Raw genomic sequence first — 22,475 nt, 5'->3', positions numbered from 1 at the left:
TCCTAGGTGCGGGGGTGCGGGGGTGCGGAGGGGGCTAGTCGAGTCCGCCCAGTACGTTCTGGTCCCAGTCGATCACCGAGCCGGTGACCACGCCGGACCGGTCGGACAGCAGGAGGACCACGAAGTCGGCGATCTCGTCCGGCTGGCCGAGCTTGCCCATCGGCAGCCGGGCCGCGGCCTGATCCCGCCAGTCGTCCCCGGCACCGTGGAAGGCCCGCTGCGTCGCGTCCTCGCCCTCGGTGGCGGTCCAGCCGATGTTCAGGCCGTTGATCCGGATCCGGTCCCAGCGGTGGGCGTGCGCCGCGTTCCGGGTCAGGCCCGCCAGTCCGGCCTTGGCGGCGACGTACGGCGCGAGGAAGGGCTGCCCGCCGTGCGCCGAGGAGGTGATGATGTTGACGATCGTGCCGGGCGCCTTGCGGGCCACCATGTCGCCGACGGCCGCCTGCATGGCGAAGAACGGACCCTTGAGGTTGATCGCGATGTGCTGGTCGAACAGCTCGGGCGTGGTGTCCAGCAGGGTGCCCCGGGAGGTCAGGCCCGCCGAGTTGACCAGGCAGTCCACCCGGCCGAAGGCGTCGACCACCTCCGCCACGGCGGCCCTGGCCTGCTCGGCGTCCGCGAGGTCGGCGCGCACGAACAGGGCCTTGGCACCGTTCGCCGCCAGCTCGGCCACCAGGGCCTCGCCCGGCTCGGGGCGCCGCCCGGTGACGGCCACGACCGCCCCCTCGCGGGCCGCGGCCCGCGCGATGGCGGCACCCACCCCCTGGCTGCCCCCGTTGACCAGGACGACCTTGTCGTCGAGAAGTCCCATCCGTGTCCTCAGCTCTCGCGTCGCTCGGTACCGGCGCGCAGCTCCGCGCGGAGCTCCTGTGGGGTCCATTCCTCGCCGAGCGCCCGCCGCACGAGGTCCGCCTGCGAGTGCGGGGCCAGGCCGTCCACCGGCGGGTCGCTGTCGAGGTTGGTGGGGAAGGGGTAGCCCTCGGCGCTCGCCGCGACCACGTGCTCCAGCCAGGCAGCGCCGACGCCCTCCGCCTTCCGCTTCAGCAGCACCGGATACAGCGCGTTCACCACCGCCTCCCGGTCCACGGTCTCCATCGCGCGCCCGAAGGCCGAGGACACCTGGAGCAGGTTGGCCGTGCGCCGGACGTCCGCGGTGCGGTTGGTGCCGGCCGCGTGGAAGAGCGCCGGGTTGAAGAAGGCCGCGTCGCCCTTGGCCAGGGGCAGCTGGACGTGGTGCGCCTCGAAGTAGGCCTGGAACGCGGGCAGCCGCCAGGCCAGGTAGCCGGGCTCGTACGCCTGCGAGTACGGCAGGTACAGCGTCGGCCCGGACTCGACCGGCATGTCGCAGTGGGCGACGGCGCCCTGGAGGGTGAGCACCGGGGAGAGGCGGTGCACGTGCGCCGGGTACGCAGCGGCGGCCTCGGCCGTGAGGAAGCCCAGGTGGTAGTCGCGGTGCACGGTCTGCGCGGCGCCGCCGGGGTTGACCACGTTGACCTGGGAGGTGACCTGGTAGCCGGGGCCCAGCCAGGCCGTCGACACCAGGGCCAGGATGTCGTTTGCGTAGTAGTCGGCGAACGCCTCGGGGTCGTACAACGCCGCCTTCTCCAGCGCGTTCCACACCCGGTCGTTGGCGCCCGGCCGGGCGAAGTGGTCCCCGGCGCCCGCGCCCGAGGCCCGCTGCTCGGCGATCAGCGCGTCGAACACCGCGGTGGCCCGGTCGACGACGGCCGGGTCCGGGAAGGCGCCCTCGAAGACCACGATTCCGGGGCCGTCGGTGAGCGCGCGGACCAGCTCGTCCTGTACGGCGTGGCGGTCCCCCGCCGCCCGCAGCCGCTCGCTGTCGTAGACGAGGACGTTCCGCTCCACCCGCGAGGCGTACGGGTGGTCGGCGGGGTCGGTGGTCCGCTCCACGAGTGCGCGGAAGGCGTCGAGATCGCAAGTCTGCTCGGACAGCCGGACAGGGCCTGTTGCAAAGACGAGGGACATCGGTGTCCTTCCTTCGGTCACGACGGCGAGCCGGCCTTTCGGCCGTGGGAACGAGCCGGCTCCGGGAGCGACGCGGCTCTGTCATTCTTGTCAGTACAAACCCCTCGAACAACCAGCACGAGGCCATCAAAAACCCCTCAAGGAGCCGAGGAGCCCCCGCCATGGGCCATCCCTTCCCGATACGTGAGATCGCACGTCAGGCCGGTCTCAGCGAGGCCACGGTGGACCGTGTGCTGAACGGCAGGGGAGGTGTGCGGCAGAGCACCGAGCAGGAGGTGCACCGGGCCATCGCGGACCTGGACCGGCAGCGCACCCAGGTCCGGCTGGTCGGCAGGACCTTCATGGTCGACATCGTGATGCAGTCGCCCGAGCGCTTCAGCACGGCCGTGCGCGCCGCCCTGGAGGCCGAACTGCCCGCACTGCACCCGGCGGTGCTCCGCTCCCGCTTCCACTTCCGGGAGACCGGGCCGGTACGAGAACTGGCCGCCACCCTGGACCGGATCGCCCGGCGCGGCTCGCAGGGCGTGATCCTCAAGGCCCCCGACGTCCCCGAGGTCACCGCCGCCGTCGGACGGCTGACCGCGGCCGGGATCCCGGTGGTCACCCTGGTCACCGACCTGCCCGCCAGCGGCCGGCTCGGCTACGTCGGCATCGACAACCGGGCGGCCGGGGCCACCGCCGCCTACCTGATGGGCCAGTGGCTCGGCGACCGGCCCGGCAACGTCCTCACCAGCCTCAGCAGCGGCTTCTTCCGCAACGAGGAGGAGCGGGAGATGGGTTTCCGCAGCGCCATGCGGGCCCGGTACCCCGAGCGCGCGCTGGTGGAGATCGCCGAGGGGCAGGGGCTGGACGCCACCCAGTACGACCTGGTGCGGGCCGCCCTGGAACGGGACCCGGAGATCCGCGCGGTGTACTCGATCGGCGGCGGCAACATCGCCACGCTGCGGGCCTTCGCGGACCTCGGCCGCCCCTGTGCCGTGTTCGTCGCGCACGACCTCGACCAGGACAACACCCGTCTGCTGCGCGAGCACCGCCTGTCCGCCGTGCTCCACCACGACCTGCGCCACGACCTGCGCGAGGCCTGCCACCTGGTGATGCGCGCCCACGGCGCCCTGCCCCCGGCCGGGCCCACCCTGCCGTCGGCGATCCAGGTCGTCACGCCCTACAACATGCCCGTGCAGATGGCGAGTTGAGGGGGTGCGAAGTGACGCGCGCCGAGGAGGAGAGCGAACACCTGGAGATCGAGGGCGTCCCCCTGGTCGCGACCCTCGTGCGAGGTGGCGACATCGGGCTGCTCGCCCTGCACGGAAGCAACGAGGGCGGCACCGCCGAACTCGCGCGCGTCGTGGCCCGCCGCTGCGGCGCCACCAGTCTGGTCTTCACCCAGCCGGAGACCCGGCGGCCCGTGCACATCCCGTCCCCGCGCATGGCCGTGGACCACTGCGCGCTCCTGCGCGCGTTCCTGTCCCGGGTCTCCCTCACCGTCTCCCTGCACGGCCACATGCGCCCCGAGGCTGCCCGCACCGTCTTCCTGGGCGGCGGCAACCGGGACGCGGCGCTCGTCCTCGCCCGCGAACTGAGCGCCCTCGCCGCCGGGTTCCGGTTCGTCACACACGTCCCGGAGATACCGGCCGAGCTGCGCGGGCTGCATCCCCGCAACCCGGTCAACCTCACCCGCCGGGCAGGGGTCCAGGTGGAACTGCCGCTCCTGGCCCGCACCAGCGGCCCGGCGAAACGCGACGGCGTCCCCGACCAACCCCCGCCGGTGGTGATCGAGGCGCTGGTCGCCGGTGTCCGCCGCCTCACCGCCGGCCCGGGCGGTCAGGAACCGGCCACCTCCACCCAGGAGCCGCTCTGAGCCGACCGGACCATGGCGTCGAGCGCGGTGGCGCTGTGCACCGCGTCGTCCAGGGTGGCGCCGTACGGCTTGTCCTCGGCGATCGAGCGCAGGAAGCGGGCGGCCTCGACGACCTTGAGGTCGTCGTAGCCCATTCCGTTGGCCGAGCCGGGCTGGAAGGCGGCGTATTCGCCGTCACCGGGGCCGACGTGGAGGGTGCTGACGGGCTGGTCCTGGTACTGCGTGCCGCGGCTGACGGCCAGTTCGCCCATGCGGCGGAAGTCCCAGTGGACCGCTCCCCGAGTGCCGTGCACCTCGAAGCCGTAGTTGTTCTGTTCGCCGACGGAGACCCGGCAGGCCTCCAGGGTGCCGCGGGCGCCGGAGGTGAAGCGCAGGAGGCAGTTGACGTAGTCCTCGTTCTCGACGGGGCCGGGTTCGCCGCCGGTGGCGCGGGTGTGGCCGGCGGTGGCTCCGGTGGGGCGGGCGCGCTCGGGGATGAAGACGGCGGTGTCGGCGGTCAGGGAGGCGATGTCGCCGAGCAGGAAACGGGCCAGGTCCACGCCGTGCGAGGCCAGGTCGCCCAGGACTCCGTGGCCGCCCCTCTCCCGCTCGTACCGCCAGGTGAGTGCGCCGTCGGGGTGGGCGGCGTAGTCGCTGAGGAGGCGGATGCGGGCGTGGGTGACGGTGCCGAGTTCGCCGGATGCGATCAGCTCGCGGGCGGTCTCGACGGCGGGCGCGTTGCGGTAGTTGAAGCCGACCGCGCTGCGCACGCCCGCCTTGGCGGCCGCGTCGGCGACCGCGCGGGCGTCCTCGGCGGTCAGGCCCACCGGTTTCTCGATCCAGAGGTGCTTGCCGGCCTCGGCCATCGCGACGCCGATCCGCCGGTGCAGGAAGTTCGGGGCGGTGATGCTGACCGCCCTGACGCGGGGGTCGGCGGCCACCTCCCGCCAGTCGCGGGTGGCCGAGGCGAAGCCGTACCGCTCGGCGGCCTCCTCGGCCCGGCCCGGAACCTCCTCGGCGACCGTCACCAGCTCCGGCCTGAGGCCCAGCCGCGGGTAGTGGTGCGGGAGGCGGGCGTACGCCTGGGTGTGGACCCGGCCCATCCAGCCGAACCCGACGACGGCGACACCGAGCGAATCCACCATGACAGCCCCTCTTTGGACCGGTCCATATTCTGTCCGGCCCACCCTGGGCGGGGTTCGCACCGGTGTCAACCCTTTGACAGGCGGGAGAGGGTCATGGAACGGTCCATGCCATGAGAGCGCCGACCATCCGCGACGTGGCCGAACGGGCCGGCGTGTCCAAGTCCCTGGTCTCACTGGTGCTGCGCGGCTCCGGCCCCGTGCGCCCGGAGAAACGGGAGGCGGTGCTACGGGCGGTGCGCGAACTCGGCTACCGGCCCAACGCCGCCGCGCGCAGCCTCAGCGAACAGCGCACGCGCACCATCGGGGTGCTCCTCAACGACCTGCGCAACCCCTGGTTCGTCGACCTCCTCGACGGCCTCAACCCGCTGCTGAACGCGGCGGGCCTGCACATGCTGCTCGCCGACGCCCGCCTGAACCGGCGCGGCGGCCACGACCTGACCGGCCCGTTCCTGGACCTCGGCGTCGACGGCCTGGTGGTCGTCGGCACCCTGCCCGACCCGGCCGTCCTCACCGCGGTCGCCGAGCGGCTGCCCGTCGTCGTCGCGGGCGCTCGCGAACCGGTGCTGCCCGGCGTCGACATCGTGGCCGGGGACGACGAGCACGGCGCCCGGCTGGTCACCGAGCACCTCATCGGGCTCGGCCACCGCCGCATCGCGCACCTCGCCGGCTCCGGCGCCGTCGGTGAGCTGCGCCGCCGCGGCTACGAGACGACGATGCGCGAGCACGGGCTCGCCGACCGCGCCGCGGTGGAGCCGGGCGACCTCACCGAGGAGGGCGGCTACCGCGCCGCCGTACGGCTGCTCAGCCGCCCGGAACGGCCCACCGCACTCCTCGCCGTGAACGACATCGCCTCCGTCGGCGCGCTGTCGGCCGCCGGGGAACTGGGGCTGCGGGTGCCCGAGGACGTGTCCGTGACCGGCTACGACAACACCAGCATCGCCCGGCTGCGCCACGTCTGGCTGACCACCGTCGACACCGCCCCGCACGAGGTCGGCCGCCGCGCCGCCCGCTGCCTCCTGGACCGGCTCGACGGGCGCGGGGGAGAGGGCGGCCTCCACCTGGCCGCGCCGGCGCTGCGGATCCGGGGGACGACGGCGGCGCCCCCAGCCGTCACAGGTTGATCGCGTACACCTTCCGCAACGTCTCGTGGACCGTCCACGTCGTACGGTCGCCCGCGCGCAGGACGGCCATGTCGCCGGGCCCGACCCGCAGCGTGGGCCCGCCCTCGACCTCGATCGTGGCCGAGCCGTCGAGCACCACGAACAGTTCGTCCGCCTCGGTGTCCGTGACCACGCCCGGGGTGATCTGCCAGATGCCGCGGACCTGCCTGCCGTCCGCCGACTCCCAGACCACCTTTCCGGTCACTTCGGGCGTGCCGGAGAGGATCTGCTCCGGATCGAGGGGCTCGGGTTCGAGCTCGGCGTCGGGGACGTTCAGGGCGAAGCTGTGGGTCATGCCGGCGACCCTAGCCGCGGGGTACGACGCCCGGGCGTGGACACAGTGTGGGGGATCGGCGCGGCCCGTACGACGGTTCGTCGCTGCCATCGTGCGGTGGCGGGGCGCGTCGGTGCGGGTGATCGTGGAGAGCGCCGCACTTGTGAGCCCCCGAAGAGAGCAGCCCATGACGGACCCCGCGGAGCCCGTGCCCCGGCGGCCGGCGCACGACCGCCGGTCCATGCTGCTGTTCGGCGGGGTCTACGGCGCCGTGGTCGCCAGCGCCATGGTGGCGGCGCTCACCGAGTACGGGCGCTTCAGCCGGGCCGACCGGCGCTACGACGCCGCGTGGCTGCTGGTGACCGCCCTGGCCTCCGCCCTGGCGCACGGCTACGCCCACTACATCGCCGAGCGCGGCCCCCGCCGGCGCGGTGAGGCCCTGCGCGCGCTCGCCGCCGAGTGGCCCCTGGTCGTCGCCATGCTGCCCAGCGCCCTGATCCTCGCGGGCGCGGGCTGGGGCTGGTGGCCGACGAGGAGCGTCGAGTACGCGGCGTTCCTCTTCAACACCGCCCTGCTGTTCTCCCTGGGCCTGGCCTCGGCGAGGTCCGCGGGCCGCGGGTGGTTCTTCGCGATGGCCACCGGGGTGGGGGACGCGCTGATCGGGGTGTTCGTGGTGGTGGCCAACGCGATCATCAAATAGCGGGCGATCGTGTCAATATATTGCTCATGGCCCGTATGGCCGGTGCCCGCGCGATGGCGCTGTGCGCCGCCGCCCTGCTCGCCGTGGCCCTCCAGACGCCGACGGTGCCGGCCGCCGAGCGCCCCGGCCAGGGCTGTGCCGCCGGCGGGCGGAGCACCGACGACCGGGCGCGGCGGGTGACCGACATCGCGCGCAAGGCGCAGCGGGAGCTGGATCTCAAGGCCGTACTGGTACGGGTCACGGTGGACGGCGGCGAGCTGGTCACCGACGCGGCCGGTGAGTCGATGTCCGGTATCCCGGCCACACCGGACATGCACTTCCGCTCCGGTGCGGTCGCCTTCGCCTACCTCGGAACCGTGCTGCTCCAGCTCGTCGACGAGGGCCGGGTCGGCCTCGACGAGCCGGTCTCCCGCTGGCTGCCCGACCTGCCGCACGGCGACGGGATCACGCTGCGGATGCTCGGCGACTCCACCTCCGGCCTGCACGACTACGTCACCGATCCGGCGTTCGTGAAGCGGTTCTACGCCGACCCCTTCCGCCAGTGGACCCCGCGCGAGCTGCTCGCGTTCTCCCTCAGCCACCCCCTGTGGTACGAGCCCGGCACGAACTGGAGCTACTCGCACGCCGGCTTCGTCCTCCTCGGCCAGGCCCTGGAGAAGATCACCGGCACCCCGCTGGACAGGCTGCTGCGCGAGCGCGTCCTGGACCCGCTGGGGCTGAGCGGGACCGCCGACGGCTCCACCCCGCAGATCCCGTCGCCCGTACTGCACGCCTACGACGCCGAACGCGGCAGATACGAGGAGTCCACCTTCTGGAACCCGTCCTGGACCACCGCCCCGGGCGCCGTCCTCACCAGCGACATCTGCGACCTGGCCCGCTCGGCCCAGGCCATCGGCACGGGCGAACTCCTCTCCCGGCACTCCCACCGGATACAGCTCGACCCCGGCACCCCCGGCCTCGGCACCCCCACCGCGAGCTGCCCCGCCACCGTGTGCCTCAAGCAGACCGAGGACCTCCACTTCGGGGTGGGCGTCATCGTCAAGAACGGCTGGGTCGTGCAGAACCCGTCCTTCGCCGGTTTCGCGGCGGTACAGGCGTACCAGCCCGACGAAAGGCTCGCCATCGCCGTGTCCACGACCGTGGGGCGGAAGGCACCCCAGGGCAACACGGCCCAGACGGTCACCGACCGCATAGCGTCCGCCCTGGCCCCGGGCCACCCGCTCGACCTGGGCTGACCACAGCACCTGTACGGGTGCGGTAGGGTTGATCTGCACGATCACGCGGGCCACCCGCGTGGCACCGCACCGGGACGTGGCGCAGCTTGGTAGCGCACTTGACTGGGGGTCAAGGGGTCGCAGGTTCAAATCCTGTCGTCCCGACTGGAGACAGTCGCAGGTCAGGGCCTGTTTCGGAGGTATCCGAAACAGGCCCTGACCATTTGGGTACCGGCTCAGGGCCGTCTGGGGACCGAGGACATCGGCCACGCCGGGTCGTCGAAGTCGACGAGCCGGCCCGGACGCAGCGTCACGCCGGCTTCGCGCAGCACCGGGGCGCAGCCGGCCGACGCTGCCGCCATCGCGCAGCCGTGGTCAGTCGCGGGTGGCCCACAACCCCCGCACATGCCCCAGGTGCCGGGTCATGACCTCGTGCACGGCCTGCTCGTCGCGGGCCAGCAGGGCGTCGAGGAGTTCCAGGTGTTCCTCGGCGGAGGCCGGCAGGCGGCCCGCCTCCAGCAGTGCGGTGAGACCGTAGAGGCGGGAGCGTCCGCGCAGGTCGGCGACCACCTCGACCAGGTGGGCGTTGCCGGCCAGGGCGAGCAGCCCGAGGTGGAAGCGGGTGTCGGCCTCGACGTACGCGATGAGGTCGCCCGCCGCCGCCGCGGTGACGATCTCCCGGGCGGCCGGGCGCAGCGCCTGAAGACCGGCACGGTCCGCGGTGCCGGTGAGGGCCACCACGGTGGGGATCTCGATGAGCGCGCGGATGTGCGTGTACTCGTCGAGCTGGCGGTCCGAGACGGCGGTGACCCGGAAACCCTTGTTGGGGACCGCGTCGACCAGGCCCTCCTTGGCCAGGTCGAGCATCGCCTCCCGCACCGGGGTCGCGGAGACACCGAAGCGGGACGCCAGGGAGGGGGCCGAGTACACCTCGCCGGGCCGTAGTTCGCCCGCGATCAGCGCGGCCCGCAGCGCGTCGGCGACCCGCTCCCGGTAGCTGCTGCGCCTGCCGCCCAGCCGGGGGAGAGCGGGGGCCCCGGCGGCCGGGGCCGACTGCCGTGTCTGCTGTGCCATGTCACGCATCACCAGGGGAGTTTAGAGGAGCCTAGAGGACGAAGCCTGCGGGGAACGGGTCCGTGGGGTCGAGGAGGTACTGGGCCGTGCCCGTGACCCAGGCGCGGCCCGTGAAGCTCGGCAGCACGGCCGGGATACCGGCGACCTCGGTCGTGCCGAGCAGCCGGCCGGTGAACCGGGTGCCGATGAAGGACTCGTTCACGAACTCGGTGTGCAACGGCAGTTCGCCCCGCGCGTGCAGTTGCGCCATGCGGGCGCTCGTCCCGGTGCCGCAGGGCGAGCGGTCGAACCAGCCGGGGTGGATGGCCATCGCGTGCCGGGAGTGGCGGGCGGTGGCGCCGGGTGCGTACAGGTGGACGTGGTGGCAGCCCCGGATGGACGGGTCCTCGGGGTGCACCGGTTCCTCCTCGCTGTTGATGGCCTCCATCAGGGACAGGCCGGCGGCGAGGATGTCGTCCTTGCGGGCGCGGTCGAAGGGCAGGCCGAACTCCTCCAGCGGCAGGACGGCGTAGAAGTTGCCGCCGTAGGCGAGGTCGTAGGTCACCGTCCGTCCGTCGGCGAGCACGGTTTTGCGGTCCAGGCCGACGGAGAAGGACGGCACATTGCGCAGGGTGACGTTCCTGGCTGCACCGTCCTCGACCGCCACCTCGGCGACGACGAGCCCGGCCGGGGTGTCCAGGCGGATGGTGGTGACCGGCTCGACGACCTCCACCATGCCGGTCTCCACGAGCACGGTCGCCACGCCGATGGTGCCGTGCCCGCACATCGGCAGATAGCCGGAGACCTCGATGTAGACCACGCCCCAGTCGCAGTCGGGCCGGGCCGGCGGCTGAAGGACCGCGCCGCTCATCGCGGAGTGCCCGCGCGGCTCGTTCATCAGCAACTGCTTGATGTCGTCACGGTGTTCACGGAAGTACAGCCGCCGCTCGTTCATCGTCGCGCCGGGGATCGTGCCGATCCCGCCGGTGATCACCCGGGTGGGCATGCCCTCGGTGTGCGAGTCGACGGCGTGCAGGACGAGCTTGCTGCGCATGACCCCACTCCCCCTAGGCCAGGCCCGCCGCGACGGCCTTCTCGGTGGCCGCCCGGACGGCGGCCTCCTGCTCGGACGTCAGCGGCATGCGCGGCGGCCGCACGGGACCGCCGTACCGTCCCACGACGTCCATGGACAGCTTGATCGCCTGGACGAACTCGGTGCGCGAGTCCCAGCGCAGCAGCGGGTGCAGCTGCCGGTAGAGCCGCTGGGCCGTGACCAGGTCGCCGCCGGTGGCCGCGTGGTAGAGCTCGACACAGGCGGTGGGCAGCGCGTTCGGGTAGCCGGCCACCCAGCCCTTGGCGCCGGCGATCGCCAGCTCCAGCAGCACGTCGTCGGCGCCGATCAACAGGTCCAGTTCGGGGGCGAGTTCGGCGATGCGGTAGGCGCGGCGGACGTCCCCCGAGAACTCCTTCACCGCGTGGATCAGGCCCTCGCCGTGCAGCCGGGCCAGGAGTTCGGGCACGAGGTCGACCTTGGTGTCGATCGGGTTGTTGTACGCCACCACCGGCAGGCCCGCCTTCGCGACCTCCGCGTAGTGGGCGAGCACGGAACGCTCGTCGGCACGGTAGGCGTTGGGCGGCAGCAGCATCACCGCGCCGCAGCCCGCATCGCGGGCCTGTTCGGCCCAGCGGCGGGCCTCGGCCGAGCCGTAGGCGGCGACGCCCGGCATCACGCGCCGCCCGCCGATCGCGGCGACGGCCGTCTCGACGACCTTGGCGCGCTCGGCGGGGGTGAGCACCTGGTACTCGCCGAGCGAGCCGTTCGGCACCACGCCGTCGCAGCCGTTGTCGACGAGCCAGGCGCAGTGCTCGGCGTACCTGTCGTGGCTCACCGTGAGGTCGTCGTCGAGCGGGAGGGCGGTGGCGACGAGGACGCCGTGCCAGGGACGGTGATCGGTCATCAGGGTCCTTCCTCGGTCATGTCTTCGTGTCCTTCGGCGAGCACGCCCAGCGGTACGGGCCGGGCGAACGGCCGCCGGGCTGGGGTGAGTTCGCAGCCGGCGAGGCCCGCCACCGCCGGACCGCAGATCCGGCCCTGGCACCAGCCCATCCCGGCGCGGGTGAGCAGCTTCACGGTGCGCGGATCGCCCGCGCCGAGCTCGCGCACGGCCGCGCGGACCTCACCGGCGGTGACCTCCTCGCAGCGGCAGGCGACGGTGTCGTCCGGGACGCGGTCCGGCCAGCGGGCGTCGGGTGCGTACACCGCGTCGACGGCCGTGAAGAACGCCCTCGCGCGCGTACGGGCCCGGGCCGCCGCCGACCAGGCCGCGGGGTCGGGATCCCAGCCGTGCAGCCGGGCGGCGACGGAACGGCCGGCGATGTGTCCCTCGGCGAGAGCGAGGGCCGCGCCGCCGATTCCGGTGGTCTCACCGGCCGCCCAGACGCCGGGCACGTCGGTGCGCTGCTCGTCGTCGACGTGCACCCGCTGCCCGTCCAGGGCGCAGCCCAGCGTCTCGGCGAGGTCGGTGTGCGGCAGCATGCCGTGGCCGACCGCGAGGGTGTCGCAGGGGATACGGCGCCCGCTGCCGGGTCCGACCCGGCCGGAGGCGTCGAGGGCGGCGACGGTCACCGCTTCCAGCCGGTCCGTGCCGTGCGCCTCGACGATCGCGTGGCGGGTCAGCAGGCGCGTGCGGTGCCGCAGGAGCCGTACCGCGTACCCGCCGCCCTCGGCGAGCTTCCCGGGCTGCGCGGCCAGCGCCGCCGGATGGCGGGCCAGGGCCTTCGGGTCGGCGGACTCCACGAGCGTGGTGACGCGCGCGCCCGCCGCCGCGAGAGAGGTCGCGACCGGCAGCAGCAGCGGCCCGGTCCCGGCGACGACGGCCGTCCGCCCCGGCAGCACCAGCCCGCCCTTGAGCATGGCCTGCGCACCGCCCGCGGTGACGACGCCGGGCAGCGTCCAGCCCGGGAAGGGCAGTACGACCTCGTAGCCGCCGGTGGCCAGGAGCACCGCGCCGGCGCGCACCGCCGCGGGTTCCTCCTGCGTGGGGCCGCGCAGCGCGTGCACGATGAAGCCGGCCGACTGCCGCTCGACGCACCAGACATGATGATCCGTCAGGTGGGTGACACGTCCCGCCGTGCGCTGCCCGTCGAGTCCGTCCCGCAGCCGCTCCCAGGTGCGCCACTGGTGGTGCAGGGCGCGGGCGCGGCGCGCGCCGAGGGCGGTGGCGGGCTGCCGGTAGAACTGGCCGCCCGCCTCCGGGCCGGCGTCGACGAGGGTGACGTGCACCCCGCGTGCCGCCGCGGCCAGGGTCGCGGCGAGCCCCGCCGGGCCCGCGCCGATCACGGCGAGGTGCCCTCGCTCAGCCGTCGCGGCCATCGTGCCCCGTCCCCTCCTGCGTGCGGATGACGTCGCCCGGCCGTACGGGGACCAGGCAAGCCCGTTGGTTCGGGCTGCCGTTGACCGTCACCAGGCAGTCGAAGCAGACTCCGATGCCGCAGAAGACCCCGCGGGGCCGGCCCTCGCCCCGGGTGATGCGCCACGCGGTCACGCCCGCCGACCAGAGCGCGGCGGCCACCGTCTGGCCGGGGAGCGCCTCGACCGGGCGGCCGTCGAAGGTGACCGTGAACGCGGGGCCGGGCCGTGCTCCGGCCAACTCCAGTGGATTCACGCGGTGTTCTCCCCGTTCACCCCGTTCGTCGTGAACCGCTCCGGCCGGAAGGGCGCGAGGTCCAGTTCCGTCGGTGTCCCGGTCAGTGCCTGGGCGATCAAGTGGCCCGTGCCGGTGGCCAGTCCGATGCCCGCGCCCTCGTGCCCGCAGGCGTGCAGCAGGCCGGGCACGCGCGCGTCGGGGCCGATCGCGGGCAGGTGATCGGGCAGGTACGGCCGGAAGCCCAGGTACGTCCGCATCGCGCGGACCCGCTGGAGGAACGGGAACAGCCGCGTGGCCCCGGCCGCCAGGGCCCGCACGACCGGCAGCGAGAACGAGCGGTCGAAGCCGACCCGTTCACGGCTCGCGCCGATGAGCACGGGCCCGGCGGCCGTGCCCTCGACGACCGGGGAGGTCTGGAGCGCGGCCGAGTCGCTGGCCACGTCGGTCACGTAGTCCGCGGCGTACACCTTGTGCCGCACCAGCCGGGGCAGCGGCTCGGTGACCAGGACGAAGCCGCGCCTGGGCAGGACGGGAAGGCGTACACCGGCCAGCCGGGCCAGGTCGCCGCCCCAGGTCCCGGCGGCGTTCACCACGGCCGGCGCGTGGACTTCCCCGCGGTCGGTGCGCACGCCGCGCACCGCGCCGCCGGCCGTGCGCAGCACGCCGGTCACCGTCCAGCCCGTGCACAGGCGGGCACCCGAGGCGCGGACCAGGCGGGCGGCGGCCAGCGCCGGCATGACCTGGGCGTCCTGCGGATAGTGCACGGCGCCCGCCAGGCCGCGCGCCAGATGGGGTTCGAGGTCGGCAAGCCGGTCCGCGTCGACGGGCACCGCGGTGACCCCGGCGGCCCGCTGGCCGGCGGCGAAGCCGGTCAGGGCGGTGACGTCCTCGGGGGTGGTGGCCACCACGACGCCGCCCTTGGGCTCGTACTCGTACGACTCGCCGTCCTCGTGGGCCAGGTCCGACCACAACCGGGCGGAGAGCAGGGCGAGCGCGAGTTCCGGGCCGGGTCCCTTGTCGGAGACGAGCAGGTTGCCCTCGCCCGCGCCGGTCGTGCCGCCGGCCACCGGGCCACGGTCGACGAGGACGACGTCCAGGCCCGCCCGGGCCGCGTACAGGGCACAGGCCGCGCCCGTCATCCCGGCGCCGACCACCACGACATCGCAGGTCAGTCGCTTCGCCACGCCAGTACTATGTCACATATCGCAACCACTGGGGAGGGTTCTGCGACGCTGCGGGCCGGCGGCCGGGCCGGTGACGAGCAGGAGCGGGACCTCTCACGGGCTCGGGGTGCCCGCCGGAGTCTTCCCGGCGAGGACGTCCTTCAGTCGCTGGGCGCCCTGCTGCACCGCGGTCCCGGTGCTGCCGTGATCCGCACCGGCCGGACCGCCGTTGGTGACGGTGATGCCGGAGGCGCCGACCCGCACGGCGGCCAGGTCCACGGTGACGGTGACCGGCTCGCCGCCCGCGGTGCCCCGCATCGTCACGGTCAGCCCCTGGCGCTGGTCGCCCGCCGCGGGCAGCGAGCTCTTGACGACCTGCACCGTGCGCTTGCCGCCGTCGGAGCCGGTCGCGGTGAACTGGCCGCACTTGTCCGGGAGGGCCGCGATCCAGCCCAGGGACTTCTCCAGCGAGGCCTGGCCGTAGTCACCGACCTGGTAGAGCAGCCGGGCGTCGCCCTGGGTGAAGCCGGTCAGCGCCGACGCGCCGGGCGCACGGCCCAGGAGGGTGTCGGAGTACAGGCTGTCCAGCAGCTTCTGGCAGTCGGCGGAGTTCGTCTTCGCGTCGAGGAACGCGGCGACGTCGACCTTTCCGACCATGAGCTTGTGACGCCAGGTGGAGGCGTTGTTCACCTGCGTCCAGTTCTTCCCCAGGTCGGCCGGCGTGATCAGTGCCGCCCTCGCCCCCGAACCGGTCAGCGCGGGTGTGGCGGTCGCGGCGGGCGTCGGCGAGGTCCGTTCGGCCGCGGGCGAGACGGACGCGGTGCCGGACGAGCCGCCCTGGTCGTTCCCGCAGGCCGCCGCGGTCAGCAGGGTCCCCGCGGCCAGGACCGGGACGAGGACGCGTACGGGACGGGACGGACGGTTCATCGCGATGGCCTCCTCGGAACGCGGTGCGTCCTCCCACGCCACCATCCCCTGTGGCGGACGGCCATCCGCGCGGCGCCGTTCGGGCGAGGACCGCCGTGCGTGACGTCCGCGGCGCGTTCCGGTGTCGTCACGTGGACCTGTCGTCCTCCGCAGCGGGGGCAGACCGCGTCGGCGAGGGGCGACCGCAGGGCCCGCCCGGCCTCGTCCACGTACTCCTGGGTGTACAGGGAGACCGGGTCGGTGAAGAACACCACCTGGAAGACGGCCTGCCAGACGTGACCGCAGCCGGCGCACCCGAACACGAACGTCTCGGGCACGGCGCCCGGAACCGCACCGGTCACGCGCCGCGACTCCTCGGCCATCGCATCCGGCCCCCTTCCGCAAGGCCGGCCCACTTCGGGGCCCACTCCCAGCCCACCCCGCCGGCCGCCGCCCGGCAACCCGGACGCCCGCGGTGCCTGAAGGCCGCGGGCGGCCCGCGTACCCCGGTCCGTCCCGCCGCCGGGTGTCCCAGGCGTGGACGCCCACTTGACGCCGCCGCGAGCCGGATCGACACTCCCCATGGGAATCCTAGTGAACAGGTAGGGAATCATGAGGCGCCTCGAGACGGTCACCGGCCACGCCGGCCGCACACCGGCCTCGCCCCTGCTCACCTCCCGCCGGCACATCGACCTGCTGCGCGTGTGCAGCGCGCGATCAGCCTCCCGGCCGGTCTCGGTCTGAGCCGATCCGGGAACCCCCGGACCTGTCCGGCACGCCTCGGCGCCCACTGTCCGACGACGCTTTCGCCGCGCGTACGTCCGCGCGCCCGTATCCGGGGAGACACGCATGTCCATCACTCCGCTCACCGCCGTCCCGCCCGCCCGGCGGACCGCCCCCGTCTTCCGGGGCCGCCTCGGCCGGGACGCGCGCAGCGGCCACCACGCCGTGCCGCACCGCTACCGGATCCACCTCTCGACCGCCTGCCCCGACGGCCTGCGCCTCGCCATCGGGCACAGCCTGCTGGGCCTCGACGGCAGCTGTCAGGTCACCTTCCTGCCCGCCGAACCGGACTGTCCCGGCGGCGGCCACTCGGCCCTGCGCCCGCTCTACGAGGCGAGCGCGCACCACTACGCCGGGCCGGCCCTCGCGCCGGTGCTCAGCGACGACTGGTCCGGACGCATCGTCAGCACGCACGCCCCGGACATACTGCGCGACCTGGACCGCTTCCCCTCAGGCGGACACGCCTCGCTGTACCCGTGCGGCACCGAGAGCGAGATCGAAGCCGTCGAACGGCTCTGCGCCGAGGGCATCCAGGACGCCGCGCAGCGCGCCGGACAGGCCGACGCCGGCCCCGCCGAACGCGCCGCCGCACTGGAATCGCTGCTGGACACGCTGGGCAGGCTGGAGCGGTACCTGGAGGGCGAGGAGTACCTCGTCGGCGGCCGGCTCACCGCCGCCGACGTCGAACTGTGGGTCGCGCTGGTGCAGTTGGACACCGTGCACCGCTGCCACCTCGACGCCCGTGCCGTGCACCGCATCGCCGGCCACCCGGTGCTGTGGGCCTACGCCCGGCGCCTGGCCGCCCACCCCGCCTTCGGGGCCCACCTCGACCTCGACGGCATCGCCCGCCGCCACCACGGCCGGTGCCAGGGCCTGGAGGCCGCCGGTGCCGCCGTCCAGATCCTGGACTGGACGGGCCACGCCGCGGACTCCTCGGGTGCCGGTTCGCAGGTCAGCGGCGCCTGAGCACGTCCAGTACGTGGACGGGCGTTGACATTCTTCCGGCCCGACTGCCTTACTTACGGCTCTGGCAAGCGCACGGCCCGTCCGGGCCGGCACGGCGACAGGTGACGGACATGTACGCAGCTTTCAGGACGGCGGCCCGCCGCCCCCTGGGCTGCGTACAGCCGTACGCGAACCCCTTGGTCGCCGACCGTGCCGTCGATCTGCTCCGCGTCAGCAGCGCACTGTGTACCGCGCCGGGCCGTGCCCGCCGCCGGGGCTGACCGCTTCCTCTCCTTCCCCCGCCGCGCGGCCCCGCGTCCGCCCCGACGCCCCTCGCACGCCCGCCGTGCAGCCGTCCGTCCAGGCCCCGCCCGCCCCGTACGTCGCCGTGTGCCGCTGCCCGCCGTGTCGCAGTGCGTCTCCCGCCCTGCCGCCGTAGCACCGTAGCCGCGCCGGACCGCCGTCCGGGCCCGGGGTGTCCGACTCCGCTGGAGCCGTCAATGAGTGAGCCCCCAGGCGCCGCCGTGTCCCTCGCCGAGGCACCGCCCGCCGACACCCCGTCAACATCCTTCAGAGCGCAGCGCGTTCAGCCGTTGCGCCGGCCCGGCCGGTGGATCGTCACCGCCGTCGTCCTCGTGTTCGTCGCGCAGGTCCTGCACGGACTGGCCACCAACCCCTTCTACCAGTGGGACCGCTTCCGCTACTGGTTCCTGCGTCCCACCATCCTCGACGGGCTCGGCGTCACCCTCGAAGTGACCGCGTTCAGCGCGGTGCTGGGACTGCTCGGCGGCATCGTGCTGGCCCTCGGCCGGCTCTCCGGCAGCCCGGTGCTGCGGGCGGTGAGCTGGACCTACACCTGGCTGTTCCGCTCGGTCCCGCTGATCGTCGTCCTGATCTTCCTCTACAACTTCAGCGCCCTGTACAAGACGTTGAGCCTCGGCATCCCCTTCGGACCGGCCTTCGTCACCTTCGACGAGTCCAAACTCGCCACCGACATGACGGTCGCCGTCATCGGTCTGAGCCTCAACGAGGCGGCCTACGCGTCCGAGGTGGTGCGCGGCGGGATCCTCTCCGTCGACCAGGGACAGCACGAGGCGGCGGCCGCGCTCGGCCTGCCCAAGAGCTACCAGTTCACCCGCATCGTCTTCCCGCAGGCCCTGAGGTCCATCACCCCGAACTACGTCAACCAGCTCATCGGCCTGGTCAAGAGCACGTCCCTGGTGTTCTACGTCTCCCTGCTGGACCTGTTCGGCTCCGCGCAGACCATGGGCAGCACCTACCCCGGCGACATCGTGCCGCTGCTGCTCGTCGCCACCGTCTGGTACCTGATCCTGACCAGCGTGGTGTCCGTCGTCCAGTTCTACGTCGAGCGGTACTTCGCCCGCGGTGCCACCCGCAGCCTGCCGCCGACCCCGCTCCAGAAGGCGCGTGCCGGCCTCGCCGAGTTCCGGGCCCGGCTGCGCAGGGAGGCCGCCGTATGACCACCACCGACACCCTGGCGACGACGCCGGCCGCCCTCGAGGTGCACGACGTCCACAAGTGGTACGGCACCCACCGCGTCCTCGACGGCATCGACCTGACCGTCCGCCCCGGTGAGGTGACCGTCGTCATCGGCCCGTCCGGCTCCGGCAAGTCCACCCTGCTCAGGGTCATCAACCACCTGGAGAAGCCGGAGGTCGGCCACGTCAGCGTCGGCGGAGAGCTGATCGGCGTGAAGCGGAACGGGGACCGGCTGAAGGAACTCGGCGAGCGCGCCATCCTGGCCCAGCGCAGCCGGATCGGTTTCGTCTTCCAGAACTTCAACCTCTTCCCGCACCTGACCGTCCTCGACAACGTCGCCGCCGCGCCCGTCGCCACCGGCAAGCTGAGCAGGCCCGAGGCGCGGGAGCTGGCACGCGAACTGCTCACCCGGGTCGGCCTCGGTGACCGTACCGGCGCCTACCCACGGCAGCTGTCCGGCGGCCAGCAGCAGCGCGTCGCCATCGCCCGCGCCCTGGCCCTGCGTCCCGGGATCATCCTCTTCGACGAGCCGACCTCGGCGCTCGACCCCGAACTCGTCGGCGAGGTCCTCTCCGTCATCAAGGACCTGGCCACCAGCGGCACCACGCTCGTCATCGTCACCCACGAGATCGGCTTCGCCCGCGAGGTCGCCGACCGGATCGTCTTCATCGACGGCGGACGGATCGTCGAACAGGGCCCGCCCGCCCAGGTGCTGGACAGCCCCCGGCACGAGCGGACCCGGGACTTCCTCAGCAAGGTCCTCTGACCCCCTCCTGCAACACCCATCGCACCTTCATCACTGAACGACAAGGACAGCCATGCCCAGCCACTTCTCCCGACGCAGCCTGATACGCGGCATCACCGCGGCGACCGCCGTCGCCACCCTCGCCACCGGGCTCGCCGCCTGCGGTGGTGACAGCGAGGCCGCCACCACGACCGACACCGCGGGCACGGTCACCGTGGGCAGAGTGTCCAACGGCGCGGCCGAGCAGACCGAGCTGAAGGTCTCCGAGGTGAAGTCCATCAGCGCCGAACTGCCGGCCGCCGTCCGCAAGAGCGGCACCCTGAGGATCGGCGTCGGCGCCCTGCCCGACGGCTTCCCGCCGCTGGCCTACATCGGCGACGACCAGAAGACCCTCACCGGCGCCGAACCGGACCTCGGCCGGCTGGTCGCCGCGGTCCTCGGTCTGAAGCCACAGTTCTCCAACGCCACCTGGGAGAACATGTTCGTCGGCATCGACAGCGGCAAGTACGACGCCGCCTTCGCCAACATCACCGACACCGAGGAACGCAAGAAGAAGTACGACTTCGCCTCGTACCGCAAGGACAACGTGGGCTTCGAGGTGCTGAAGAAGAGCACCTGGAACTTCGACGGGAACTACGAGAACCTCGCCGGCAAGACGGTCGCCGTCGACAACGGCACCAACCAGGAGAAGATCCTCCTCGAGTGGCAGACGAAGCTGAAGAAGGAGGGCAAGAGCCTCACCGTCAAGCACTACCAGAGCAAGAACGCCACCTACCTCGCGCTGACCGGCGGCAGGATCGACACCTACTTCGCCGCCAACCCCGGTGTCGCCTACCACATCACCCAGACCGCCAAGTCGCCGAACCCCACCCGCAGCGCGGGCACGTTCTCCGGCGCCGGCGCCACCCTTCAGGGCCTGATCGCCGCGACCACGAAGAAGGACAGCGGGCTCGCCAAGCCCTTCGCGGACGCCATCAACCACCTCATCGAGAACGGGCAGTACGCCAAGTGGCTGGCCGCCTACAACCTCTCCAATGAGGCCGTCGGCAAGGCCGAGGTCAACCCGCCCGGGCTGCCGCTGGACAACTCCTGACGAGCAGTCAATTACTGAGCTTGTCATGCAAGTCGAGTGAGAAAGGACTCCGCCTCCGTGGCCGACCTGACCGACGTCCGCGGAGGCGGAGCCCCGCCCCTGCCCGCAGCCGCGGTTCTCGACAACGCTGTCTGGGCCGCCCTCGACGGCCCGCACGCCCACCTCGCCGAGCGGCTCGGCCGCGCCGCCCGCTACCGGGCCGGCGTCTACGCCTTCGCCGCCCTCGCCGACCCCACGGACCCGGGTGCCTGGGCCGACCTGCACACCCTCGTCGGGCCCGGAACCACCGTACGGATCAAGCCCGTCGAGCGCGTCCCCGAGGGATGGGAGGTGCTCGGCGGCGGGGAGGGCGTCCAGCTCGTCGACACGGCGCTGCGGGCCGAGCCCGCCCCCGAAGCGGAACGGCTGGGGCCCGCCGACGTCCCCGAGATCCTCGGCCTGGTCGCCCGTACCCGGCCCGGCCCGTTCCTGGAGCGGACCGTCGAGATGGGCACCTACCTCGGCATCCGGCACCGGGGACGACTGATCGCCATGGCCGGCGAGCGAAGCGAGATGGGGGTCCCCCCGGCCGAAGGCTGGGGGAGGCTGCGGCCGCCCGGCTGGACCGAGATCAGCGCGGTGTGCACCGACCCCGCGTACCGCGGCCGGGGGCTCGCGACCCGGCTGGTGCGCGCGGTGGCCGCCGGCATCCGGGAGCGCGGGGACGTCCCGTTCCTGCACGCCGCCGCGGACAACGCGCGGGCGATCCGGCTGTACGAGTCGATGGGCTTCACGCTGCGCCGCCGGTCGCCGATCGTCCACGTCCGCAGCCCGGGAACACCGCGCGGGAACGGACTGTTGTGACTCAGGACGAGACGCGCTCGGCGCCGTACGCACGGCCCGCCGGGCCCCGGCGTGCGGAGGTGGCGGACATGACACGTGTCGTCCGCCCCCGCGTTCTGAAGCCGAACCGCTCCGTCGTGCTGCACTCCCGGCCCCACATCGACCTCCAGCGCGTGGCCGGCGCCCTCTGTTGCTCCTGACCCGTCCCCACGCTCTTCGCCGTGCCCCTGTTCCCTGCGGGCCGGCGCCCTCGAACGGACCTCCAGGAAGGCACCCACTCGTGTCATCGACCCCCGTTTCCCCCCTGCACCTCGCCGTCGCCCTGGACGGCACCGGCTGGCACCCGGCGTCCTGGCGCGAGCCGGTGGCCCGGCCCCGGGACCTGCTGACCGCCGGTTACTGGGCCGACCTGGTCGCCGAGGCGGAGGCCGGTCTCCTCGACTTCGTGACCATCGAGGACGGCCTCGGCCCGCAGTCCTCGCACTTCCTTCAGCCGGACGAACGCACCGACCAGGTGCGCGGCCGGCTCGACGCCGTGCTCATCGCCTCCCGGATCGCCCCGCTCACCCGGCACATCGGCCTGGTGCCGACCGTGGTGGCCACCCACACGGAGCCGTTCCACATCTCCAAGGCGATCGCCACCCTCGACTACGTCAGCACCGGCCGCGCCGGCCTGCGCGTGCAGATCACCGCCCGGCCGAACGAGGCCGCGCACTTCGGCCGCCGCACCGTCCCCGTCATCGACGCCTACGACAGCCCGGCCGCGGCCGAACTCGTCACGGACCTGTTCGACGAGGCCGCCGACTACGTGGAGGTCGTCCGCCGCCTCTGGGACAGCTGGGAGGACGACGCGGAGATCCGGGACGCGGCCACCGGCCGGTTCATCGACCGCGACAAGCTGCACTACATCGACTTCGAGGGCCGTCACTTCAGCGTCAAGGGCCCCTCGATCACGCCCCGCCCGCCCCAGGGACAGCCGCTGGTCACCGCGCTCGCCCACCAGACGGTGCCGTACCGGCTGGTGGCCCGGCAGGCCGACGTCGGCTACGTCACCCCGCACGACGCCGCCCAGGCCCGAGCGATCGTCGCCGAGATCCGCGCCGAGCAGGAGGCGGCCGGCCGCGCCGACGACCCCCTGCACGTCTTCGGCGACCTGGTGGTCTTCCTGGACGAGGACCCGGCGCGGGCCGCGGACCGCCGCGAGCGCCTCGACTCCCTCGCGGGCACCCCGTACACCGGTGACGCCCGGATCTTCACCGGCACCCCCGGTCAACTCGCGAACCTGCTGGAGGAGTTGCACGGCGCCGGCCTCTCCGGTTTCCGGCTGCGGCCGGCGGTGCTCGGCCACGACCTGCCGGGCATCACCCGGGGCCTGGTGCCCGAACTCCAGCGCCGGGGCCTGTTCCGCAGCGCCTACGAGGCCGGCACCCTGCGCGGCCTCCTCGGGTTGGCCCGCCCCGCCAACCGCTACGCCGCAGCCACCGCCTGAGCCGGAGGGACCA

At 73.3% G+C, this 22,475-nt stretch carries 27 protein-coding genes and 1 tRNA gene; 15 read left to right on the top strand and 13 right to left on the bottom strand.

The features are described from left to right. Nucleotides 1–34: 34 nt before the first annotated feature. Together ACFY01_RS03080 and ACFY01_RS03075 are read right to left on the bottom strand one after the other, a co-directional pair. A complete protein-coding gene (locus tag ACFY01_RS03080) occupies nucleotides 35–811 on the bottom strand; it encodes an SDR family oxidoreductase (protein WP_390733866.1) in 777 nt (258 codons plus the stop codon). 8 nt (nucleotides 812–819) lie between these two features. Next, nucleotides 820–1,986, bottom strand: coding sequence for a phytanoyl-CoA dioxygenase family protein (locus ACFY01_RS03075; RefSeq protein ID WP_390733865.1), 1,167 nt, complete (start codon nucleotides 1,984–1,986; stop codon nucleotides 820–822). Between the two features lie 161 nt (nucleotides 1,987–2,147). Here ACFY01_RS03075 and ACFY01_RS03070 point away from each other — a divergent pair, with 161 nt between their 5' ends. Both ACFY01_RS03070 and ACFY01_RS03065 read left to right on the top strand, forming a co-directional pair. Further along, nucleotides 2,148–3,179, top strand: coding sequence for a LacI family DNA-binding transcriptional regulator (locus ACFY01_RS03070; RefSeq protein WP_390733864.1), 1,032 nt, complete (start codon nucleotides 2,148–2,150; stop codon nucleotides 3,177–3,179). Between the two features lie 11 nt (nucleotides 3,180–3,190). Next, nucleotides 3,191–3,844 carry a poly-gamma-glutamate hydrolase family protein gene (locus ACFY01_RS03065; RefSeq protein ID WP_390733863.1) on the top strand — a complete coding sequence of 218 codons (654 nt, stop codon included), beginning with the start codon at nucleotides 3,191–3,193 and terminating at the stop codon, nucleotides 3,842–3,844. On the opposite strand, the gene ACFY01_RS03060 is transcribed toward ACFY01_RS03065, so the two are convergent. Then, nucleotides 3,808–4,968, bottom strand: coding sequence for a Gfo/Idh/MocA family protein (locus ACFY01_RS03060; protein WP_390733862.1), 1,161 nt, complete (start codon nucleotides 4,966–4,968; stop codon nucleotides 3,808–3,810). The genes ACFY01_RS03065 and ACFY01_RS03060 overlap by 37 nt on opposite strands. Before the next feature lie 110 nt (nucleotides 4,969–5,078). Between ACFY01_RS03060 and ACFY01_RS03055 the strand changes: the two genes are divergently transcribed. Further along, the gene (locus ACFY01_RS03055) at nucleotides 5,079–6,089 is read left to right on the top strand and encodes a LacI family DNA-binding transcriptional regulator (RefSeq protein WP_390733861.1); all 1,011 of its coding nucleotides are present in this window, start codon (nucleotides 5,079–5,081) and stop codon (nucleotides 6,087–6,089) included. Here the strand turns inward: ACFY01_RS03055 and ACFY01_RS03050 are convergent. After that, nucleotides 6,079–6,423 carry a cupin domain-containing protein gene (locus tag ACFY01_RS03050; protein ID WP_390733860.1) on the bottom strand — a complete coding sequence of 115 codons (345 nt, stop codon included), beginning with the start codon at nucleotides 6,421–6,423 and terminating at the stop codon, nucleotides 6,079–6,081. The two genes, ACFY01_RS03055 and ACFY01_RS03050, sit on opposite strands and share 11 nt — an antisense overlap. Before the next feature lie 166 nt (nucleotides 6,424–6,589). On the opposite strand from ACFY01_RS03050, the gene ACFY01_RS03045 reads away from it, so the two are divergent. The 3 genes from ACFY01_RS03045 to ACFY01_RS03035 all read left to right on the top strand — a co-directional run bounded on the left by ACFY01_RS03045 (nucleotide 6,590) and on the right by ACFY01_RS03035 (nucleotide 8,481). Continuing rightward, nucleotides 6,590–7,102: a hypothetical protein gene (locus ACFY01_RS03045; RefSeq protein WP_390733859.1), complete on the top strand. Its 513-nt coding sequence runs from the start codon at nucleotides 6,590–6,592 to the stop codon at nucleotides 7,100–7,102. 26 nt (nucleotides 7,103–7,128) lie between these two features. Then, complete coding sequence (locus ACFY01_RS03040) at nucleotides 7,129–8,337, top strand: serine hydrolase domain-containing protein (protein WP_390733858.1); 1,209 nt, start codon at nucleotides 7,129–7,131, stop codon at nucleotides 8,335–8,337. A 70-nt stretch (nucleotides 8,338–8,407) separates the two neighbouring features. Next, nucleotides 8,408–8,481 (top strand) — tRNA-Pro (locus ACFY01_RS03035). A 71-nt stretch (nucleotides 8,482–8,552) separates the two neighbouring features. On the opposite strand, the gene ACFY01_RS03030 is transcribed toward ACFY01_RS03035, so the two are convergent. The 9 genes from ACFY01_RS03030 to ACFY01_RS02990 all read right to left on the bottom strand — a co-directional run bounded on the left by ACFY01_RS03030 (nucleotide 8,553) and on the right by ACFY01_RS02990 (nucleotide 15,468). Further along, a complete protein-coding gene (locus ACFY01_RS03030; protein WP_390733857.1) occupies nucleotides 8,553–8,678 on the bottom strand; it encodes a hypothetical protein in 126 nt (41 codons plus the stop codon). 13 nt (nucleotides 8,679–8,691) lie between these two features. After that, nucleotides 8,692–9,390, bottom strand: a complete 699-nt coding sequence (locus ACFY01_RS03025; protein WP_390733856.1) for a GntR family transcriptional regulator — start codon at nucleotides 9,388–9,390, stop codon at nucleotides 8,692–8,694. 31 nt (nucleotides 9,391–9,421) lie between these two features. Beyond that, the gene (locus ACFY01_RS03020) at nucleotides 9,422–10,423 is read right to left on the bottom strand and encodes a proline racemase family protein (RefSeq protein ID WP_390733855.1); all 1,002 of its coding nucleotides are present in this window, start codon (nucleotides 10,421–10,423) and stop codon (nucleotides 9,422–9,424) included. 13 nt (nucleotides 10,424–10,436) lie between these two features. Continuing rightward, nucleotides 10,437–11,327: a dihydrodipicolinate synthase family protein gene (locus ACFY01_RS03015; RefSeq protein ID WP_390733854.1), complete on the bottom strand. Its 891-nt coding sequence runs from the start codon at nucleotides 11,325–11,327 to the stop codon at nucleotides 10,437–10,439. Beyond that, nucleotides 11,327–12,742, bottom strand: a complete 1,416-nt coding sequence (locus ACFY01_RS03010) for an NAD(P)/FAD-dependent oxidoreductase (protein WP_390733853.1) — start codon at nucleotides 12,740–12,742, stop codon at nucleotides 11,327–11,329. The genes ACFY01_RS03015 and ACFY01_RS03010 overlap by 1 nt, the downstream gene beginning before the upstream one ends. Next, entirely contained in the window at nucleotides 12,726–13,034 is a 309-nt protein-coding gene (locus tag ACFY01_RS03005; RefSeq protein WP_390733852.1) for a (2Fe-2S)-binding protein, read from the bottom strand. The genes ACFY01_RS03010 and ACFY01_RS03005 overlap by 17 nt, the downstream gene beginning before the upstream one ends. Continuing rightward, on the bottom strand, nucleotides 13,031–14,200 hold the full coding sequence (locus ACFY01_RS03000) for an NAD(P)/FAD-dependent oxidoreductase (protein ID WP_390733851.1): 1,170 nt from the start codon (nucleotides 14,198–14,200) through the stop codon (nucleotides 13,031–13,033). Before ACFY01_RS03000 ends, ACFY01_RS03005 begins: the two co-directional genes overlap by 4 nt. 93 nt (nucleotides 14,201–14,293) lie before the next feature. Then, nucleotides 14,294–15,106 (bottom strand): hypothetical protein, encoded by an 813-nt coding sequence (locus ACFY01_RS02995; RefSeq protein ID WP_390733850.1) that lies wholly within the window; start codon nucleotides 15,104–15,106, stop codon nucleotides 14,294–14,296. Beyond that, the gene (locus ACFY01_RS02990; protein WP_390733849.1) at nucleotides 15,103–15,468 is read right to left on the bottom strand and encodes a hypothetical protein; all 366 of its coding nucleotides are present in this window, start codon (nucleotides 15,466–15,468) and stop codon (nucleotides 15,103–15,105) included. The genes ACFY01_RS02995 and ACFY01_RS02990 overlap by 4 nt, the downstream gene beginning before the upstream one ends. A gap of 229 nt (nucleotides 15,469–15,697) precedes the next feature. On the opposite strand from ACFY01_RS02990, the gene ACFY01_RS02985 reads away from it, so the two are divergent. The 9 genes from ACFY01_RS02985 to ACFY01_RS02945 all read left to right on the top strand — a co-directional run bounded on the left by ACFY01_RS02985 (nucleotide 15,698) and on the right by ACFY01_RS02945 (nucleotide 22,462). Continuing rightward, nucleotides 15,698–15,829, top strand: a complete 132-nt coding sequence (locus ACFY01_RS02985; protein WP_390733848.1) for a hypothetical protein — start codon at nucleotides 15,698–15,700, stop codon at nucleotides 15,827–15,829. Between the two features lie 105 nt (nucleotides 15,830–15,934). Continuing rightward, complete coding sequence (locus ACFY01_RS02980) at nucleotides 15,935–16,834, top strand: glutathione S-transferase C-terminal domain-containing protein (RefSeq protein ID WP_390733847.1); 900 nt, start codon at nucleotides 15,935–15,937, stop codon at nucleotides 16,832–16,834. Between the two features lie 110 nt (nucleotides 16,835–16,944). Continuing rightward, the gene (locus ACFY01_RS02975; RefSeq protein ID WP_390733846.1) at nucleotides 16,945–17,094 is read left to right on the top strand and encodes a hypothetical protein; all 150 of its coding nucleotides are present in this window, start codon (nucleotides 16,945–16,947) and stop codon (nucleotides 17,092–17,094) included. A gap of 219 nt (nucleotides 17,095–17,313) precedes the next feature. Further along, nucleotides 17,314–18,294: an amino acid ABC transporter permease gene (locus ACFY01_RS02970; RefSeq protein WP_390733845.1), complete on the top strand. Its 981-nt coding sequence runs from the start codon at nucleotides 17,314–17,316 to the stop codon at nucleotides 18,292–18,294. Continuing rightward, nucleotides 18,291–19,079 carry an amino acid ABC transporter ATP-binding protein gene (locus ACFY01_RS02965; RefSeq protein ID WP_390733844.1) on the top strand — a complete coding sequence of 263 codons (789 nt, stop codon included), beginning with the start codon at nucleotides 18,291–18,293 and terminating at the stop codon, nucleotides 19,077–19,079. Before ACFY01_RS02970 ends, ACFY01_RS02965 begins: the two co-directional genes overlap by 4 nt. 52 nt (nucleotides 19,080–19,131) lie before the next feature. Continuing rightward, nucleotides 19,132–20,151, top strand: coding sequence for an ABC transporter substrate-binding protein (locus ACFY01_RS02960; protein ID WP_390733843.1), 1,020 nt, complete (start codon nucleotides 19,132–19,134; stop codon nucleotides 20,149–20,151). A gap of 57 nt (nucleotides 20,152–20,208) precedes the next feature. Continuing rightward, on the top strand, nucleotides 20,209–20,994 hold the full coding sequence (locus ACFY01_RS02955) for a GNAT family N-acetyltransferase (RefSeq protein WP_390733842.1): 786 nt from the start codon (nucleotides 20,209–20,211) through the stop codon (nucleotides 20,992–20,994). Nucleotides 20,995–21,062: 68 nt separating this feature from the next. Then, complete coding sequence (locus tag ACFY01_RS02950) at nucleotides 21,063–21,173, top strand: putative leader peptide (protein ID WP_390733841.1); 111 nt, start codon at nucleotides 21,063–21,065, stop codon at nucleotides 21,171–21,173. A gap of 80 nt (nucleotides 21,174–21,253) precedes the next feature. Then, the gene (locus tag ACFY01_RS02945) at nucleotides 21,254–22,462 is read left to right on the top strand and encodes an LLM class flavin-dependent oxidoreductase (protein WP_390733840.1); all 1,209 of its coding nucleotides are present in this window, start codon (nucleotides 21,254–21,256) and stop codon (nucleotides 22,460–22,462) included. Nucleotides 22,463–22,475: the final 13 nt, after the last annotated feature.

The organism is Streptomyces sp. NPDC001480 (assembly GCF_042894725.1).
GTDB lineage: Bacteria > Actinomycetota > Actinomycetes > Streptomycetales > Streptomycetaceae > Streptomyces.
Note: the sequence above shows the minus strand (reverse complement) of the source record. Positions and strands in the feature narration are given on the sequence as shown.